Source organism: Microbacterium sp. A94, from assembly GCF_051842855.1.
In the GTDB taxonomy this organism is placed as follows: domain Bacteria; phylum Actinomycetota; class Actinomycetes; order Actinomycetales; family Microbacteriaceae; genus Microbacterium.
This window is the reverse complement of sequence record NZ_JBPXMU010000003.1, coordinates 113,383-128,627: the sequence shown is the minus strand read 5'-3', so window position 1 is coordinate 128,627 and position 15,245 is coordinate 113,383. Positions and strand designations below refer to the sequence as shown.

Below are 15,245 nucleotides of genomic sequence, written 5' to 3'. Positions count from 1 at the left end.
GATGAGCACTGGCGCTCGACCCGAACGAGCTTCCGTACGCCTGTCCGCACGCACGATCGTGAACTATGCGATCGGCTCGCTCGGCACCGGCGGCTATTCCACGCTGCCCGGACTCGTGCTGACGTACTTCCTCACCGACAACCTCGGTGTCGCAGCCCTCGCCGCTGGCATCATCGTCACATCGGCGAAAATCTGGGACGTCATCATCGATCCGCTGATCGGCGCGGCATCCGATCGTCAGCTCGCGCGCACCGGATCACGCCGGGGGTTCATGGTTATCGGCGCGCTCACCCTGCCGATCTTCTTCGCGCTGACCTTCGCCGTGCCACCGTCGTGGGGGCCGGTAGCGGGCGCGACCTGCGTGCTGCTCGCCTTCCTCGCCACCGCCACGTCGTTCAGCCTCTTCCAGGTGCCTTACGTCGCGCTGCCAGCGGAACTCACCCGTGGCTACGACGAGCGCACGCGTCTGCTCGGCTGGCGGGTCGTCGTCCTCACCGCTGCGATCCTGCTGTTCGGCGCGGGCGGTCCGATGCTCCGGCGGGCCACCGGCGATCAGGTGACCGGCTATCTGCTGATGGGGATCGTCGCCGGAGTCGCAATCGGCATCGGGATGCTGATCGCCAGTCGAACCGCGAAGGATGCCGCGGCGCACAGCGTTCCCCGCTCAGGGATCGGCACGACGAGCCTGCGCGAGCAGTACCTCTCCGGCTTCCGCGCCCTGCGTCGCAGCCTGCCCTTCCGTGCGCTTCTGGGCACCTTCCTGCTGCAGGCGCTCGCCACCGGCACGATGCTGGCTGGCGCGCAGTACGTCGCCACCTGGGTGCTGCGCGATGAGGCCGCGGTCGAGGTGCTGTTCATCGCTCTCGTCGGCCCCGCCCTGATCGCGACCCCGGTCTGGACGGTGATTGCGAACAGGATCGGCAAGGAGCGCGCTTTCATCGGCGCCAGCATCCTGTACCTCCTGGCCTCAGCGTCGATCATCTTCGCCGTCTGGGCACCCGGCGCCTGGATTTACGCTTCAGTAGCCGTGGCCGGTATCGCCTATGCCGGTCTGCAATCGCTGCCGATGGCGATGCTGCCCGATGTCATCTCGCACGACGAGCGCACCACGGGTCCCGGTCAGGCTGGAACGTTCACGGGCATCTGGACGGCCGGTGAGACGATCGGCTTCGCGCTTGGGGCGACCACCGTCGCATTGATGCTCGCCTCGACAGGATATGTCTCAAGCATCGCCGGCAGCAGCGTCACGCAACCTGCTGCCGCCGTCGCCGGGATCGTGCTGAGCTTCAGTATCGTCCCCGCCATTCTGATGGCGCTCAGCCTCGTTCCGCTGTCGCGGTACCGGCTGCGCAAAGCCGATATCGACGCCGCTTCGATCCAGCCCGCTTAGGCTGGACACAAGCCGCCAGAGGAGATCCCGATGACTTCAGCGCCCGCATCCGTACCGACCGCGAGCGGTGTTGATGACGCCGTCCGCGAGCAACTGGACACAGCGATCAGCGAACTGGAGGAGGGAACGCGCACCTGGTCCGCGCTCAGTCTCGGCCAACGCGCCACTCTGCTGCGAACGGTGCGCACTGCGGTCGCGGCATCCGCTGAGGAGTGGGCGCACACAGCCGCAGCATCCAAGGGCCTCTCGGGGAGCCATCCGCTGAGAGGCGAAGAATGGCTCGCCGGCCCGTACAACGTGCTGGGCGCCCTGGATGCGTACGCCGAGACGCTGTCGCGGCTGGCTGACGGACGCAACCCTCTCGAAGGCATCCGTATCGATCGCGCGCCTGGCGGTCGCACGCGTGTGCACGCGTTCCCGCTCACCGGCGCCGACAAGATACTGCTGTCGGGTTTCACCGGCGAGGTGTGGCTCACGCCGGGCACGACGCCACGCTCAGCGCGCGCGGGCGCGGGTCTCGCCCAGCGCACGCCGCAGGATTCCGGAGGAGTGGGCCTCGTGCTCGGCGCCGGCAATGTCACCGCGATTCCCGTCCTCGACGCCCTTTACGAGCTCCTCGCGAACAATCGCACCGTGCTGCTGAAGGTGAACCCGACGCAAGACAGCCTGGTGCCCGTTTTCGAGCACGCTCTCGCGCCACTCATCGAACTCGCCCTCCTGCGGATCGTGCGCGGCGATGGCGCCGTGGGTGCCTATCTCACCGCCAACAAGCGTCTGTCGCACGTGCATATCACCGGCTCTGCCGCTACCTTCGACGCGATCACCTGGGGCCCTTCGACCGGCTCAGGGTCCGCTGCCAGCAAACGGCGGCGCCGCGAGGGACGCCCGCTGCTGAAGAAGCCGATCACCGCAGAACTCGGCGGAGTCTCCCCCATCATCGTCGTGCCAGGCGAGTGGACGGACGCCGACATCACCTTCCAAGCTGAGCACATCGCCACGATGCGACTGCAGAACTGCGGACACAACTGCATCGCCGGTCAGGTCGTGATCATGTCGTCGGATTGGGAGCTGCGCGACGCTTTCCTCGCTGCGCTGCGCAGCGCATACGCGCGGGCCCCCGAACGACCGATGTGGTACCCGGGTTCGGATGCTCATATGAAGCAGGCGGCGCTCGATTACCCGGATGCGCTGGTCCTCGGCGACCGCATGCTGGTGGACATCGGCCCGAACGACGACGCGACCGCGTTGCAGAACACCGAGTACTTCGCACCCGTGCTCGGCGTCGTCGAACTCGCCGGTGCGGGCCAGGATTTCCTCGATGCCGCCGTCGCCCACGCCAATGACCAATTGGAGGGCACCCTGGGCGCGAACGTGCTCATCGACCCGGCCACGCAGCAGTCTCTCGACAGCGGCTTCGAGCGCGCCATCACCGCGTTGCGCTACGGCACCGTCGCGATCAACGCCTGGACCGCCGTCGGCTTCACCAGTCCGACCCTCACCTGGGGCGCCTATCCCGGCAGCACGCTCGAGAAGATCGGCAGCGGGCTGGGCGTGGTTCACAACGCCCTGCTGCTCGATAACGTGGAGCGCTCGGTGGTGCGGGGGCCTTTCCGCCCGTTCCCGCGCTCAGTCGGTTCACTGCTGCCCGGACCCCTGCGTTCGCCAGGCGGTGGACGCTTCACGATCCTGCCCAAGCCGCCGTGGTTCGTCACGGCACGCACCGGCGCTGTGGTCTCGGAAGGCCTCACCCGCTTCCGTGCGAGTGGTGGGATGTTCGGCCTCGTGAAGACGCTGCTGCAGGCGCTGCGCGCCTGAGCCGGCCTCAGTCGTCGGCGAAGAGATCGGTGGCGTCGCGTAGCGCGCTTTGAATGCCCGGTTCGGATGCCGCGTGCCCGGCATCGTCGACCACGACGAACTCCGCCTCGGGCCACGCCCGGTGCAGATCCCATGCAGTCATCATCGGCGTGCAGACGTCGTAGCGCCCCTGCACGATGACGGCGGGGATATCACGGATGGCATCGATTCCGGCCAGCAGCTGTCCTTCAGCCCACCATCCGCGGTTCACGAAGAAGTGGCTCTCGATGCGGGCGAAGGCCACCGCCGTGGCATCCTCTGTCATCTCTGCGACCTTGTCCGCATCCGGGCGAAGCGTAATCGTCGAGCTCTCCCACCTCGACCAGGCCTTCGCAGCCGGCACATGCACGGCCGGGTCCGGATCGAACAGTCGGCGGTGATACGCCTCGATCATCCGGTTGCGCTCGAGCACCGGGATCGGCGCGATGAACCCCTCCCAGAGATCAGGGAAGAGCGCAGCTGCTCCACCCTCGTAGAACCACTCGAGTTCCATTCGGCGCAGCGTGAAGATGCCGCGCAGAATCAGCTCGGTGACTGCGCCCGGATGCGCCTGCGCATAGGCGAGCGCGAGCGCACTCCCCCAGGAACCACCGAAAACCTGCCACTTCTCGATGCCGAGGTTCTTGCGCAGGAGCTCGATGTCGGCGATCAGGTGCGCGGTGGTGTTGAAGCGCATATCGGCGTCGGGCGCGCTGGCATGCGGCGTGCTCGTGCCGCATCCGCGCTGATCGAACAGCACAATCCGGTACTTCGCGGGGTCGAAGAACTGCCGATGCCACGCCGCCGTGGCGCCGCCCGGGCCACCGTGCAGGAACACAACGGGCTTGCCCTCCGGGTTGCCGCTGACCTCCCACGCGATGCGCTGGCCGTCACCGACGAACAGCATTCCGGTGTCATACGGCTCGATCGGTGGATACAGGGCATCCAGATTCATATTCAACCCCCGATGAATGTCACTCCGTCAGCTACTGACGGCTCCCTCACCGTATCGCGCGGTGTGCTGCGCTCACGGGAGCCACGGCATCCTGAGACAAAAAGCCGTTCAGAGCTGACTTCCCTCAACAGCGAAAGTGTCGCAGCTGCCGAGTCCGTTCTGGTACCCGCTGGCAAACCATCCCTGTCGCTGATCACTGGATCCGTGCGTCCACGACTCGGGGTTGACGAATCCGGACTGCTCCTGGATGTGATCGTCACCGACGGCCATAGCGGCGTTGAGCGCGTCGGTCAGCTGCGCTTCCGTCGGAGGCTCGAGGTAGTTTCGCCCGTCCGGGTCTTTCAGTTCGGCGACGTCGGCCAGCCACGCGCCCGCGTAGCAATCAGCCTGCAGTTCGATGCGGACGCCGTTACTCTCGGGTCCGGTTCCGTTGTTCGGGTAGGCATCCATCACGCCGGTGATGTTCTGAATGTGATGGCCCCACTCGTGGCCGACGATGTAGAGCTGCGCCAGTTCGCCAGCGGATGCGTCGAACTGCTCCCGCATGATCTGGAAGAAGTCGGGGTCGATGTACACGCCCTGCTCAGGCGGGCAGTAGAAGGGGCCGACCGAATTGGATGCCGTTCCGCACTGCGTCGAGGTCTGCCCCTGGAACACATACAGCTGGGGCGGCGTGTACCCCTCGACGTGCTGCGCCCAGTAGTCGTCAAGCAGCAGCTGCGCCCCGGCCATCCGGCAATCGTCATCGGTGTTGGCTTGTTGGCCTGTGTCACAGGCCAACACGGTGCTCTCTGATTGCGCCGAGCTGGGGTCCTGCGTTCCGCCGCCGATGAGTCCACTCAGGTCGATGCCGAACAGGGGCCCTGCCAGCAGCGCCACGATCGCGAGAATACCGATGCCTCCGCCTCCCGCGATTGCGGCGGTCCGTCCGGGGCGACGTGTGCGGTGGCCGGAGATGTCGGCATCTGGATTGAACGTCATGCGATGAGATTACCCCTCGCTCTGGGCTTGTGCGCCCGCCAGTCGTAAGGTCGAAGAATGTCGACCACAATCACAATCACCGGTGCCGGCGGACAGATCGGCTACGCGCTGCTATTCCGCATCGCCGCCGGGGAGATGCTCGGTCCCGGCGAGAAAATCAGGCTGCGACTGCTCGAAATTCCACAGGGTCTCGGAGCTGCGGAGGGAGCAGCCCTTGAGCTGCAGGACGGCGCATTCGATCTGTTGGAGCATGTCGAGGTCACTGACGATGCGGCGGTCGGCTTCGACGGATGCAACATTGCCCTGCTGGTCGGTGCTCGGCCACGCGGCCCCGGCATGGAGCGCGCGGATCTGCTGGCCGCCAACGCCGGAATCTTCGGTCCGCAGGGCACCGCCATCGCCGAGAACGCCGCGGCTGATGTGCGGGTCACCGTGGTCGGCAACCCGGCGAACACGAACGCATTGATCGCAGCATCCGCCGCCGATGGTGTGCCGGTCGAACGTTTCACCGCGTTGACCCGACTCGACGAGAATCGCGCTCGTGCGCAGCTCGCTCAGGTGCTCGAAAAGCCGGTCTCGAGCATCCGGTTCGTACCGATCTGGGGCAACCATTCTGCGACGCAGTTCCCCGACGTCTCCCACGCGACCGTCGACGGACGGCCCGTGCTCGATGCTCTCGCCGAGCGCGTCGGCGATGTTCGGCGCTGGCTCGATGAGACCTTCATTCCGCGGGTTGCCAAGCGTGGTGCCGAGATCATCGAGGTGCGCGGCTCATCGTCCGTGGCATCCGCAGCCAGCGCGACGATCGACCATGTGCGGGACTGGGTGCTGGGCACGAAGGAGTGCACCTCCGCCGGCGTCGTCTCGCGTGGTGAGTACGGCGTGCCCGAAGGCCTGGTGTCATCGTTCCCGGTGAATTTCGTCGACGGTAACTGGCGCATCGTCGAGGGCCTGGAGATCGACGACTGGTCACGCGCGCGCATCGATGCTTCGGTGGCGGAGCTCATCGAGGAGAGAGACGCGGTGCGGGCGCTCGGGATGCTGTAGTCCCGCCTCACCGGCTTCAGCAGCTTTGCCCCGGACAGGGCACAATGGATGCTGGAGGTGCGTTGATGAGCGATTTAACTGATCTGACGACCGGAGCAGGATCTGCCGAGGCGTTGACGAGTCCCGTGCATCTCCCGCATGTGGCGGCAGAATGCCCGAAGTGCTTCACCGAGCTGAACCAGAATCATGATTGGTGGCACGCGCGTCCGAAGGGCTCACGTCTGGTCGGACTCGTGGTTTCCCGTGAGGGGATGCCGCCGGTGGTGCAGCAGCGCAATGATCTGACGCGTTTTGGCGTTCCCATCGAAGGGTTCCGGCACCCGGCGCCGGACATCCTCGAGAGCTGGAGCGATCGGCTGACGCGACTCATCGCCACGCTGCAGCAGGGCGACGTTCTCGTTGTCGCCAACGTGCACGCGCTCGGGCGCGACCGCGACGAGGAGGTGCGCACCATCACCGAACTGCGCCAGCGCGGAGTCATGGTGAAGGTGCTCAGCAACGATTCCCGCCATCTCGCCGACGCCGGACGGTAGGTTCAGCGGGCGTCTCGAACCGCTTCGTACAATCGGTCGGCCTCGGCCCGTTGCAGCGCGACCGTGGTCACGGTCGCAGGGTCCACCGGCTCGAAGGTGTCCACGAGGTCCTCTACCCGCGCAGGTGTCAGCCGGTAGGCGCGGAGACCCCCGCCCTGATCCCGGGCCATACCGCTGGGCCAGACATTCGCCTGCGTACCGGCGACTCCGATGCGCCAGCCGAAGGGCTCGAGCTCCTCGCGCACAAGGCAGAGCGCCTCGAAGGCGTCATCTGCGCGCGCTTGTGCCGTACCGAACCCTGGCGAGCGCATCTCCACGACCCACGAATACGCGTGATCAAGCCGCCACGAAACCGTCGCATCACGTGCGATCCCCTCACGCGACACCTGGATCTTCTGTGAGCTTCGAGTCATCTGGGGGCGCCGTCTGCTCAGTCGTCCGAGTCACTCTGATTGCGTAGCGCTTCATCGTCGAGCAGAGGAAGATCCGCGCGCGTGACGACCTGCGATGTGACCGCATATTCCACCAGACGCGCGCGACGATTCGTCGCCAGCTTGCCCGGGCCACCACGGAGGCCCTGCACACCCATCCGGTCGAGCTTGTCGCAGACGTTGTCGAGCTTGCGGTTGAACTTGCTCATCGTCCACCCCAGGCGCTTGGCTGCATCGCTGGATGACGGCAGCTCGTTCATGCTGACACCTTCACGACTCAGCATCGGCTCAGCAAGCGCCACGATGAGTTGCTTCTGCATCTGAGTGAATCGCGCCGGCATGACGGTGGTTTCGCCGCTCATCGTCGCTTCCACCTGCCGAGTCACCTCATACGGTGCCTGCTCGGTGTGCAGGCTCAACTCGTACGTCACCGGCCCCGCGGTGAATACGATCACGCTGCGCTCGAAGACGAGCGGCATCCGCGCCCCCGGCGAGAGCCAGGATTGCACGGCACCACCGGCACTGGAAACGGTCGCGGCAAGTCGCATGCCAACATTCGCCAACCACCAGAGCCCGTCGTGGTGCTGCAGTTCGAGAAAGTGGCGGTGCAGGTACGGGTTGTCGTCGATCTCCAGATCGCCTTCGCGACCGATAATGAACGACTCTCCCGTGCTCAGCTCATGCCACTCGCCGGCAAACTCCAGACGCAACAGCGATGGACTCTTCGTCGTGATCGCGTCAACGTCCACTTCACCTTCGACATCAGTCACGTAACAACCCCCCTCGGCTTCATCCTGCCACGTCGAGGGGATACGGCCTACGAAGAAGGCATGCCGAGGGAGCGCGCCGTCTCAGTCGAGCTTCGGGCGCAGTTCCTCGCGGATCTCCTGGTAGTTCTGCGGGGTCACCTTCCAGCGGCTCGTGTCGCTGTCCTCGAACGTGACCTCGTACTCACCGTTGGTCCGGTCGAACTGCACGAGGATCTTCACCGGCAATGCCTCACCCGGCTTGTAATAGCTTTCGGCGTAGGCGTTCACCAGAGGCCTGACGGCCGAGGGACGCGAAGCAACCGCAGCGATCTCGCCGCTCGGCGAGTAGGTGTAGCCGTGGGTGCCGGCGAATCTGTCGCCGTCGAAGTTGATGACCATCGCCAATGATTCCCAGCCCTCACCGGCACCGCTCATGTGCTCGATCAGGCCTCTGATCAGACTGGATATCGCATCATCATTGGGCATGGCGCTCCTTGTCGGTCCGGTCACAGGTTCGGCATGCCTTCCGGTCGAACGCGGTCAAAGATCTGGCCGGCGACGTTGGCGAATTCCGGCCAATCGCGATGAATGACCTCACCGGTGGAAGGATTTCTGACGGTGTACTCGACCTCAAAACTATCAGGACGTCTCGCTCCCGGCGGAGTGATGTCGATGGTGTAGTTGACTTCGTAACCCTTTCCAACCCAGTCGGCCCACTCGTTTTCCATCGTCTTCCACGCGCTGAGATTGAGATTCGCCGCTTGTGGAACGATGCCCTCATCCGGGGAATCACCGAAGAAGCGATGCGCGCCCAGGTGTCCGCCCTGGTCGCCAGGCTTCCCCTCTCGCCCGATGTTCGTTGCGTTGTCTCCGCGTGGCGAGCTATCAGGGAGCTCGGTGATCGTGCCGCGTTCCGAGATGGGTCGCCCATTCTCGCCAAAGTGCGTTGCCTTGGTGTTGCGCCCGCGGGTCGTGACGACGCCGTTGTCATAGCGATCGATGTCGTTGACGGAGCCCTTGTTGCGCTTGAGTCGCGACCCCTGGCCGCGGAACAAACCAGCGAGCTGACGCACGTGAACCGGCATGTCATCCAGCGATCTGACGATCGGGATAATGGCATCTCTTTTGATGTTTCCCATAATCAGTCTCCTGTGATGCTGAGGGTCGAAAGGTCTGCCGTCAGCTGGTCCGTCAACGTATCGATGTCGGTGGCGTGCAGTTCCAGTTCGCCCTCTGCTTGCTCGAGAGCCTGCAGGTCGGCGTAGAACTCGTCCGAGTCTCCGACGACCGACTCGACCAACGGGGCATCCAGCGCCGCAGAGATCGCCGCAGGAATGTGCTCCGCCAACGGCTCGACAACCATCGGGAGAATCTGAATCAGAACCTGTTCGATCGCAATGTCGACCGCGGCGTTGAGCAGCTTCTTCTTGAGAAGTAGCATCGGGCCGGCGCCCAGTGCCGTAAGCGGATTGGTCAACATCGGTATCAACACCATCAGCGTCGTCGATACGTCGAAGATCACCTTTCCCTTCAACCCGAAGACGACGTCTGCTGCAATATCCATGCCGGTCGGCACGGGGCCGAGCAGATCCAACAGCTTCTGCAGGTTCTGCGAACGGTTCGTGTTCCACGCGCTCACATACGCGGGACCTGCCTGTCCGCGCAACGCGAGCGCGAGGTCGCCATTGACCTTGCGGTCCACGGCCTGGATCTTCGTCTCCAGGTCGCCGTGGAATACACGGATCATCTCGCTGCCTCGCCGCAGCTCATCCTCATCGATATCCGGCCACTCGAATCCGAGCTTCTCCATCACCCAGATGAGCTCATTCGGCAACATCATTCCCACGGCAAGACCTCCGCGGACGACGTTATTCGCAGCAGTCCAACTCCGCCATGGGTACTGCTTCCCATGGCGACAGGAACCGAGAGTTACTGGGCCGTTGCGTTCGGAGCCTCACCGGGAACGAAGTAGCGCAGCGGCGACAAACCGGTGCGGATGACGACGTCTCCCGCCGCGTCGAGGAACTCCTTCATCGTCGTCACGCTGAGCTTCGTTCCGTCAGCGGCACTGTCGGCGATGATGACGTTATCGACGACGGGGAGCAAGGTCGCTGTTCCCTTCGGCCAGGCGGCAAACGTCGTCGTGACCCCTGTTTCGAGCACTTGAATCTTGGGATCGGCGAGATGAACGTCCGGGCGCTTCAGCGCGACCGACTGTGCTTCATAGGCGCGCACGCTGAACAGGCGAAGCACCCGCTGGATACGCATCTCCAGCGCAGGGAACCTCTCACGCCAGGGGAACGGCGCCCACGCACCGTCAACGAGAACAATCGGGTGGCCACTGACGAGCGGACCACCCGCTTCGTACAGCTCCTCAGCCAGGTCTAAGACACGTGCGATGCCGGCTTCGTCGTCCGAGCAGACGATCACCAACCGGTCGCGTGACAGCACGAGCACGACTGGAGCATCCACGGGCGACGCCACAGCCAGCAGCGAGGGGTCGACAAGCAGGGATGCTGCCAGCGCCTCATCGTCGACCACGCGCACTCCCTCCACGGGCTCCGGGATCGGCGCGCTCGAAGATGCCTCCGCCACCGCATCGCTGAACGGGTGCGACCATTCCTCTGCCTGCCCCCGGGTGATCGCTGCATCGCTGCCGACTGCATCTAGCCCGACGAAGAGCTCGCCGCCGACGTACTCCACGCGAGGATGAGCGTCACCGGGAGCCGTGATCGACAGCACCCCGAGTTCGCTCGCACCATAGATGCGTGGCATTACTTTCACTCCGATGTTTCCGAACGCGCCAGTCATCAGTTGTGCCCCTCTTGGTCTGCTTTTGTCAGGTTATCGGGTGGGCTGAGATGCCCCGCCTGGATCCGGGCCGCATACAGGTCGACGACCTCCGACCAGGACCACCGTACGTCGATGCCCCGAACCGCTTTCGTGACGCGAGACTCAGACACCCAACCAGCTGGAACGATGTGCAGTGCCAGCGACATCGTGCCTTCTTCCTCGGCTCCGGCCCACACGAGCGCGAGACCGATCTTCTCCGAGTACGTCCAACAGTCCACGTGGGTGGCCCCAGCCGCGCGAAGCGCCGCGGTGTACGATCCGATGCTGTCGTTCCGTCGATCGCTGAGGTCAAGAACTCTCCAGTTCCCCGCCCAATACAGACCTGCCGCCTGCATCTGAGACGCGAACGCGGCGATCTCCTCCGACGCGACGCCAGAACCGTGCCCGCCACGCGGATCACCGCGCCACGCAAGCGGCAGCAGCTTGGCTCGCCCGCGCACAAGAATCGGATTGTTCTGAGACGCCCAACCGTCGTGCTCCGCTTCGAGCACGGCCGGCGGGAGCCCATCCGAGCGTGTCAGCAGCGTGCGCCCCTCGTACGGCAAGAGCGCGCCAGCTGTCAGCGATGCCGAACCGAAGGACGATACCGCGTCACGCCCGAGGTCCATGTCAGGGCCCATCTGCTTACTCATCGCTAAAGGCTAAACGGTCGCGGGCTTCCGGGCCATTCACCCGGGTTGTAGATCCCGTTATTCGTGCCCTTCGCGAAGTCTGGAATATCGATGACGGCCTCGGGGATGCCGCTCGGCAGGTAGCCGCCCGGAATCCACTTGTCGGGATCCGTACCGCCCTCATTGCCGGACGGCATTCGCAGGCCATCGAGTTCGTGCGGGGCGAAGTCGCGCAGTTCGATGTCGCCACCGGCAAAGAAGTTCTCCGGCAGCCCCAGTGCTTGGGCGAGTTCGGTCGGGGTTTTAGCCTGTTGCATGAGGTCGCGCAGCTGATCCGTCGGGAACACGTAGGTCGTGTTGCTGCCATCGGCCGCCATGTTGTTCCCCGGCCCGTAGCCCTCGAGGGAACCCGTCCTGTAGATGTGCGTTCCACCATTCTCGAACTGACCGAGATGCTGCTTTATGTAGTCCGCGTCGAGGTAATCCTCCGGCTCGGGTCGTTCACCTTTGTTCCAAGCGACGATCTCGTCGGGCTCCCACGTGCCGTCGTTCTTCCAGCCGGTCTGAAGCGGATGCGTCATATCCGCAGAGTCCAGGTTCTGGACGTCGCTGTTATTGCGATTCTGCTTCTGTCCGTGTTTGCGGAACATCTCGGCGAGTTGCCGCACGTGGATCGGAACACCGTCGACCGCATCCGTCAGTGCCCTGATAGCTGCTTTTGCTTTCATCTGTCAGTCCCCCGTGATGTTCAGGCTCGAGAGATCCGCGATCAAGAGTTCGGTCAGCGTCTCCACGTCTGCCGCGTGCTGTTCCATCTCGCCTTCCGCGGACTCCAGCGCCTGCAGGTCGGCGTAGAACTCATCGGGGTCTCCCGCGACAGCCTCGACGATCGGCGCATCCAGTGCTGCCATCACGATGGCGGGCAATTCCTGCATCAACGGTTCGATCGCCATCGGCAGAAGCTGATTCAACAGCTGCTCGACCGCGATATCCACGGCGGCGTTCAGCAGCTTCTTCTTGAACAACAGCATCGGGCCCGCACCCAGAGCCGTAACAGGATTGGTCAGCATGGCCACCAGGGAAATCATCGTCGTTGTGACGTCGACGATCACCTTCATCTTCAGCGCGAACACCGCATCGGAAGCGATCCCGGTCGCCACCGGCACTGGACCGAGAACGTCCAGAAGCTTCTGCAGGTTCTGCGAGCGGTTCACGTTCCACGCCGAGACGTACGCCGGTCCCGCCTGGCCACGCATCGCGAGCGCGAGGTCGCCGTTGACTTTCCGGTCCATCGTCACGATCTTCGCTTCGAGATCGTCGCGGAACACTCGGACGATCTCCGCGCCGCGGCGCAGTTCGTCCTCGTCAATATCCGGCCACTCAAATCCGAGCTTCTCCATCACCCAGATGAGCTCATTCGGCAACATCATCCCCACGGCACAACCTCCAGACAAGACTCTATGCGTCCGGATCGGTCCGTCGCGATGGGGAGCGCACCCCATCGCGCAGTCACGGAGCCGCTGTCCATTGCGTCAGGGCGTGGGTCAGTGATGCATCCGTTCCGCTTCTCGGCGTGACGCCCGTCACATCGCGGTCAACGATCGTCAGGCGCGGATTCATGGCGATCGGCAACGCAACAGCCGACTGCACGATGCTCGCCTCGATCTGCGCAGTCACGTCACGTGCCTCATAGACGTCGGTGGTCTGGGCGAGCCGAGCGATCAGGGCATCCCGCTCTGGTGAAGCGTCCCCCGTGATGGATGCTCCGCCCTGAGTGCCCCACTGCGCGGCGATCTGATCCGGCGAGTCAGGCACGGGCACCCGAACGATCGCGGCGTTCCAGTTGCCCTGCTCCAACGCGCCGTCGATATCGTCGCTGCCGCAGTCGGCGATGCTCCATCCAAACTCGCTGGCTGCCTCTCGCAGCGCGGTGAACGCGCCACCCGCGAACTCGCTTCCTCGGTCGTAGAGCACGCAGACGGCGGTGCCGGCGGCAAACCCGGCTGATTCGCGTTCCAGAGCAGGATCTTCCCCCGGCGTTCCCAGCGTCTCGGAAAAGCCTGAGTCCTCGTTCACGATGTCGTAGGTGCGCGATCCCGGCGCCGATACCATCGAGGTCGTTCCCGTGTATGCAGAGGTCCACGGCCCCGCGCCGCCGTCGCTCACCACCCGTATCGGCACGGCGTGCAAGAACGCGGTGCGTGTCGCGTGTTGGCTGAAGAGCCCTGCCGGGTCCAGGAGCATCGCCCAGACGGTGCCGTCGTGCGAGATGTCGACGGCTCGATCGGTGCGCTCCAGTTCGCGCACCGTCTCGCGGTTGGCCGCGCTGGGTGCAACCTGAGCGATGTCGAGCGTGTCTCCGATCGCCGCAAGAGGTGCATCACCGGCCGGAACCAGACCGATGCGCGCGACCTGCGAGGTGGAGATCCCCCGGTACGAAGGATTCGGTACAAGCGTCACGCTCTGCCCGGCATCCGATGCCTCGATCTCATCCACGACATACGGCCCGCTGGATAGGAGCACATCCTCGGGGGTCGAACCGTCGCCGGCGACGGTGAAGTCTTCAATCCAGACTGCCGCGATAGCCGCCAGAGAGTCCGCATCGCCTGTCTGGATCGCTTCGATGACAGCCTGCTTCGCCTCCATCGCGTCACTGAGACCGAAGGCGCGCTGGCCGACCACATGTGCGGGAACAGGCACGGAAACGGCCTGTTGCCACTGCATCACCGGTTGCGGGAAGGTCACGTCGATGGAACGGGCGAACTCATCGATCCGGGGCACCGTGAGAGGGACTGCCTGTTCCGCGCCGCCCACGTCTGCGCTCGGCGGCTCAAAATATCCGGATGCCCCGGCCCACCCGAGCAGGAGATCGGCGGCGTCGAGCGGGATGCTGTCGGACCACACCGGCTCTGTCAGGTCATAGCGCACGGTGAACGGGTCCTCGCTGACGATCGCGAGCGTGCCGAAGCCCTCGTCCGCGACGAACTCGCCGTCGATGACATCACCGAAATCGCCGCGAATCGCCTGGGCGATGTCACGATTGCCTAACGTCGGCGAAGCCTGCGCATTGAACGAGGTAAATTCGCCGCTCCACCCGACGGTGACCTCAGTGCCCGGGATGACTGATTCCGGCAGCGCCGGTGTGCACGCAGTCAGCCCGATCGCGAGCGAAACGGCGAGAAGCGCCGCCGCGCCGTGCCTGCCTCTCATTCCGCGTCGATCACGCGTAATCGAGGTCGTCTGGGTTTTCCTCAGCCAAGGCGCGATACGGCTCGCTCTCGTCGCTTTCCAGCCAGGCACGAGCGTATTCCAAGAGCACCGCAGGCGAATCCTGCGCTTCATCGGCTGTGGCGAACGGCCCCAACGTGTCTTCGGAGGGTCGTTCGTCAGCGCGCACCACCGACTGAGTGGACAGGTTGTACCAGTAGCTCTGTGCTCCGCTCATGTTCCCGATTCTATTCGCCGTCGTTTGTACAAGTCAGATGAAGGATAAAGCAGAGGCCGTGAGGCCAGTCCCCCCGGACTGGCCTCACGGCCTCTGGCAACTGCGAAGGCTTAGGAACCGCCGCCGGCCATCGATCCGTCAGTGTCGCGGATGACGTCTGCCATCTTGTCGAGGGCGGTGGCCATGTCGTTCACTGCCTCGGATGCGTCGTCGAGCGAGGTGGTGAGCTCTTCGTACGACGTCGAGTAGGCCTCAGAGGCATTCTCAGTCTTGAACCCGTCCTGGACGAGGTCGTCGATGATGCCCTGGAGTTCCTTCAGCGTGTCGGAGATGGTGGTGCGTCCGTCGCGCAGGCGCTGGGCTGCGCCCTCCATCTCGCTGTATGTTGCACCGAAATCATGTGCCATGAGAACTGCC

General features: G+C 64.4%; 18 protein-coding genes. 4 read left to right on the top strand and 14 right to left on the bottom strand.

Annotated features, from left to right (window positions below; all coding sequences use genetic code 11):
* The first annotated feature begins 1 nt into the window (after position 1).
* Complete coding sequence (locus ACSU1L_RS10140; RefSeq protein WP_439255682.1) at positions 2-1,390, top strand: MFS transporter; 1,389 nt, start codon at positions 2-4, stop codon at positions 1,388-1,390.
* Between the two features lie 30 nt (positions 1,391-1,420).
* Positions 1,421-3,205 carry an aldehyde dehydrogenase family protein gene (locus ACSU1L_RS10135; RefSeq protein WP_439255681.1) on the top strand — a complete coding sequence of 595 codons (1,785 nt, stop codon included), beginning with the start codon at positions 1,421-1,423 and terminating at the stop codon, positions 3,203-3,205.
* A 7-nt stretch (positions 3,206-3,212) separates the two neighbouring features.
* On the opposite strand, the gene pip is transcribed toward ACSU1L_RS10135, so the two are convergent.
* A complete protein-coding gene (pip, locus tag ACSU1L_RS10130) occupies positions 3,213-4,178 on the bottom strand; it encodes a prolyl aminopeptidase (RefSeq protein WP_438252948.1) in 966 nt (321 codons plus the stop codon).
* 108 nt (positions 4,179-4,286) lie between these two features.
* Complete coding sequence (gene ypfJ, locus ACSU1L_RS10125; RefSeq protein ID WP_439255680.1) at positions 4,287-5,159, bottom strand: KPN_02809 family neutral zinc metallopeptidase; 873 nt, start codon at positions 5,157-5,159, stop codon at positions 4,287-4,289.
* Positions 5,160-5,216: 57 nt separating this feature from the next.
* Between ypfJ and ACSU1L_RS10120 the strand changes: the two genes are divergently transcribed.
* Both ACSU1L_RS10120 and ACSU1L_RS10115 read left to right on the top strand, forming a co-directional pair.
* Positions 5,217-6,206: a malate dehydrogenase gene (locus ACSU1L_RS10120; RefSeq protein ID WP_439255679.1), complete on the top strand. Its 990-nt coding sequence runs from the start codon at positions 5,217-5,219 to the stop codon at positions 6,204-6,206.
* Between the two features lie 65 nt (positions 6,207-6,271).
* Positions 6,272-6,739, top strand: a complete 468-nt coding sequence (locus ACSU1L_RS10115) for a recombinase family protein (protein WP_439255678.1) — start codon at positions 6,272-6,274, stop codon at positions 6,737-6,739.
* A gap of 2 nt (positions 6,740-6,741) precedes the next feature.
* Here ACSU1L_RS10115 and ACSU1L_RS10110 read toward each other — a convergent pair whose 3' ends face one another.
* The 12 genes from ACSU1L_RS10110 to ACSU1L_RS10055 form a co-directional block, all read right to left on the bottom strand.
* Positions 6,742-7,152 carry a hypothetical protein gene (locus tag ACSU1L_RS10110; RefSeq protein ID WP_439255677.1) on the bottom strand — a complete coding sequence of 137 codons (411 nt, stop codon included), beginning with the start codon at positions 7,150-7,152 and terminating at the stop codon, positions 6,742-6,744.
* A 17-nt stretch (positions 7,153-7,169) separates the two neighbouring features.
* Positions 7,170-7,940, bottom strand: a complete 771-nt coding sequence (locus tag ACSU1L_RS10105) for a hypothetical protein (protein WP_438252943.1) — start codon at positions 7,938-7,940, stop codon at positions 7,170-7,172.
* An 81-nt stretch (positions 7,941-8,021) separates the two neighbouring features.
* Positions 8,022-8,405, bottom strand: coding sequence for a hypothetical protein (locus ACSU1L_RS10100; RefSeq protein WP_439255676.1), 384 nt, complete (start codon positions 8,403-8,405; stop codon positions 8,022-8,024).
* 20 nt (positions 8,406-8,425) lie between these two features.
* The gene (locus ACSU1L_RS10095; protein WP_438252941.1) at positions 8,426-9,058 is read right to left on the bottom strand and encodes a DNA/RNA non-specific endonuclease; all 633 of its coding nucleotides are present in this window, start codon (positions 9,056-9,058) and stop codon (positions 8,426-8,428) included.
* A gap of 2 nt (positions 9,059-9,060) precedes the next feature.
* The gene (locus tag ACSU1L_RS10090) at positions 9,061-9,759 is read right to left on the bottom strand and encodes a hypothetical protein (RefSeq protein ID WP_438252940.1); all 699 of its coding nucleotides are present in this window, start codon (positions 9,757-9,759) and stop codon (positions 9,061-9,063) included.
* A gap of 89 nt (positions 9,760-9,848) precedes the next feature.
* Positions 9,849-10,694, bottom strand: coding sequence for a hypothetical protein (locus ACSU1L_RS10085; RefSeq protein ID WP_439255675.1), 846 nt, complete (start codon positions 10,692-10,694; stop codon positions 9,849-9,851).
* Positions 10,695-10,729: 35 nt separating this feature from the next.
* A complete protein-coding gene (locus ACSU1L_RS10080) occupies positions 10,730-11,404 on the bottom strand; it encodes a hypothetical protein (protein WP_438252938.1) in 675 nt (224 codons plus the stop codon).
* A gap of 2 nt (positions 11,405-11,406) precedes the next feature.
* The gene (locus ACSU1L_RS10075) at positions 11,407-12,111 is read right to left on the bottom strand and encodes a hypothetical protein (protein ID WP_439255674.1); all 705 of its coding nucleotides are present in this window, start codon (positions 12,109-12,111) and stop codon (positions 11,407-11,409) included.
* 3 nt (positions 12,112-12,114) lie between these two features.
* Positions 12,115-12,813: a hypothetical protein gene (locus ACSU1L_RS10070; RefSeq protein WP_438252936.1), complete on the bottom strand. Its 699-nt coding sequence runs from the start codon at positions 12,811-12,813 to the stop codon at positions 12,115-12,117.
* Between the two features lie 79 nt (positions 12,814-12,892).
* Positions 12,893-14,593 (bottom strand): ABC transporter substrate-binding protein, encoded by a 1,701-nt coding sequence (locus tag ACSU1L_RS10065; protein WP_439255673.1) that lies wholly within the window; start codon positions 14,591-14,593, stop codon positions 12,893-12,895.
* Positions 14,594-14,603: 10 nt separating this feature from the next.
* Entirely contained in the window at positions 14,604-14,828 is a 225-nt protein-coding gene (locus ACSU1L_RS10060) for a hypothetical protein (RefSeq protein ID WP_438252933.1), read from the bottom strand.
* 110 nt (positions 14,829-14,938) lie between these two features.
* Complete coding sequence (locus ACSU1L_RS10055; RefSeq protein ID WP_439255672.1) at positions 14,939-15,235, bottom strand: WXG100 family type VII secretion target; 297 nt, start codon at positions 15,233-15,235, stop codon at positions 14,939-14,941.
* Between the last annotated feature and the right edge of the window lie 10 nt (positions 15,236-15,245).

Excerpts from the sequence above, each read along its gene's own strand:
- ACSU1L_RS10140 (WP_439255682.1), top strand. The coding sequence starts at position 2 with ATGAGCACTGGCGCTCGACCCGAACGAGCTTCCGTACGCCTGTCCGCA.
- ACSU1L_RS10135 (WP_439255681.1), top strand. The coding sequence starts at position 1,421 with ATGACTTCAGCGCCCGCATCCGTACCGACCGCGAGCGGTGTTGATGAC.
- pip (WP_438252948.1), bottom strand. The coding sequence starts at position 4,178 with ATGAATCTGGATGCCCTGTATCCACCGATCGAGCCGTATGACACCGGA.
- ypfJ (WP_439255680.1), bottom strand. The coding sequence starts at position 5,159 with ATGACGTTCAATCCAGATGCCGACATCTCCGGCCACCGCACACGTCGC.
- ACSU1L_RS10120 (WP_439255679.1), top strand. The coding sequence starts at position 5,217 with ATGTCGACCACAATCACAATCACCGGTGCCGGCGGACAGATCGGCTAC.
- ACSU1L_RS10115 (WP_439255678.1), top strand. The coding sequence starts at position 6,272 with ATGAGCGATTTAACTGATCTGACGACCGGAGCAGGATCTGCCGAGGCG.
- ACSU1L_RS10110 (WP_439255677.1), bottom strand. The coding sequence starts at position 7,152 with ATGACTCGAAGCTCACAGAAGATCCAGGTGTCGCGTGAGGGGATCGCA.
- ACSU1L_RS10100 (WP_439255676.1), bottom strand. The coding sequence starts at position 8,405 with ATGCCCAATGATGATGCGATATCCAGTCTGATCAGAGGCCTGATCGAG.
- ACSU1L_RS10095 (WP_438252941.1), bottom strand. The coding sequence starts at position 9,058 with ATGGGAAACATCAAAAGAGATGCCATTATCCCGATCGTCAGATCGCTG.
- ACSU1L_RS10090 (WP_438252940.1), bottom strand. The coding sequence starts at position 9,759 with ATGATGTTGCCGAATGAGCTCATCTGGGTGATGGAGAAGCTCGGATTC.
- ACSU1L_RS10085 (WP_439255675.1), bottom strand. The coding sequence starts at position 10,694 with ATGCCACGCATCTATGGTGCGAGCGAACTCGGGGTGCTGTCGATCACG.
- ACSU1L_RS10080 (WP_438252938.1), bottom strand. The coding sequence starts at position 11,404 with ATGAGTAAGCAGATGGGCCCTGACATGGACCTCGGGCGTGACGCGGTA.
- ACSU1L_RS10075 (WP_439255674.1), bottom strand. The coding sequence starts at position 12,111 with ATGAAAGCAAAAGCAGCTATCAGGGCACTGACGGATGCGGTCGACGGT.
- ACSU1L_RS10070 (WP_438252936.1), bottom strand. The coding sequence starts at position 12,813 with ATGATGTTGCCGAATGAGCTCATCTGGGTGATGGAGAAGCTCGGATTT.
- ACSU1L_RS10065 (WP_439255673.1), bottom strand. The coding sequence starts at position 14,593 with ATGAGAGGCAGGCACGGCGCGGCGGCGCTTCTCGCCGTTTCGCTCGCG.
- ACSU1L_RS10060 (WP_438252933.1), bottom strand. The coding sequence starts at position 14,828 with ATGAGCGGAGCACAGAGCTACTGGTACAACCTGTCCACTCAGTCGGTG.
- ACSU1L_RS10055 (WP_439255672.1), bottom strand. The coding sequence starts at position 15,235 with ATGGCACATGATTTCGGTGCAACATACAGCGAGATGGAGGGCGCAGCC.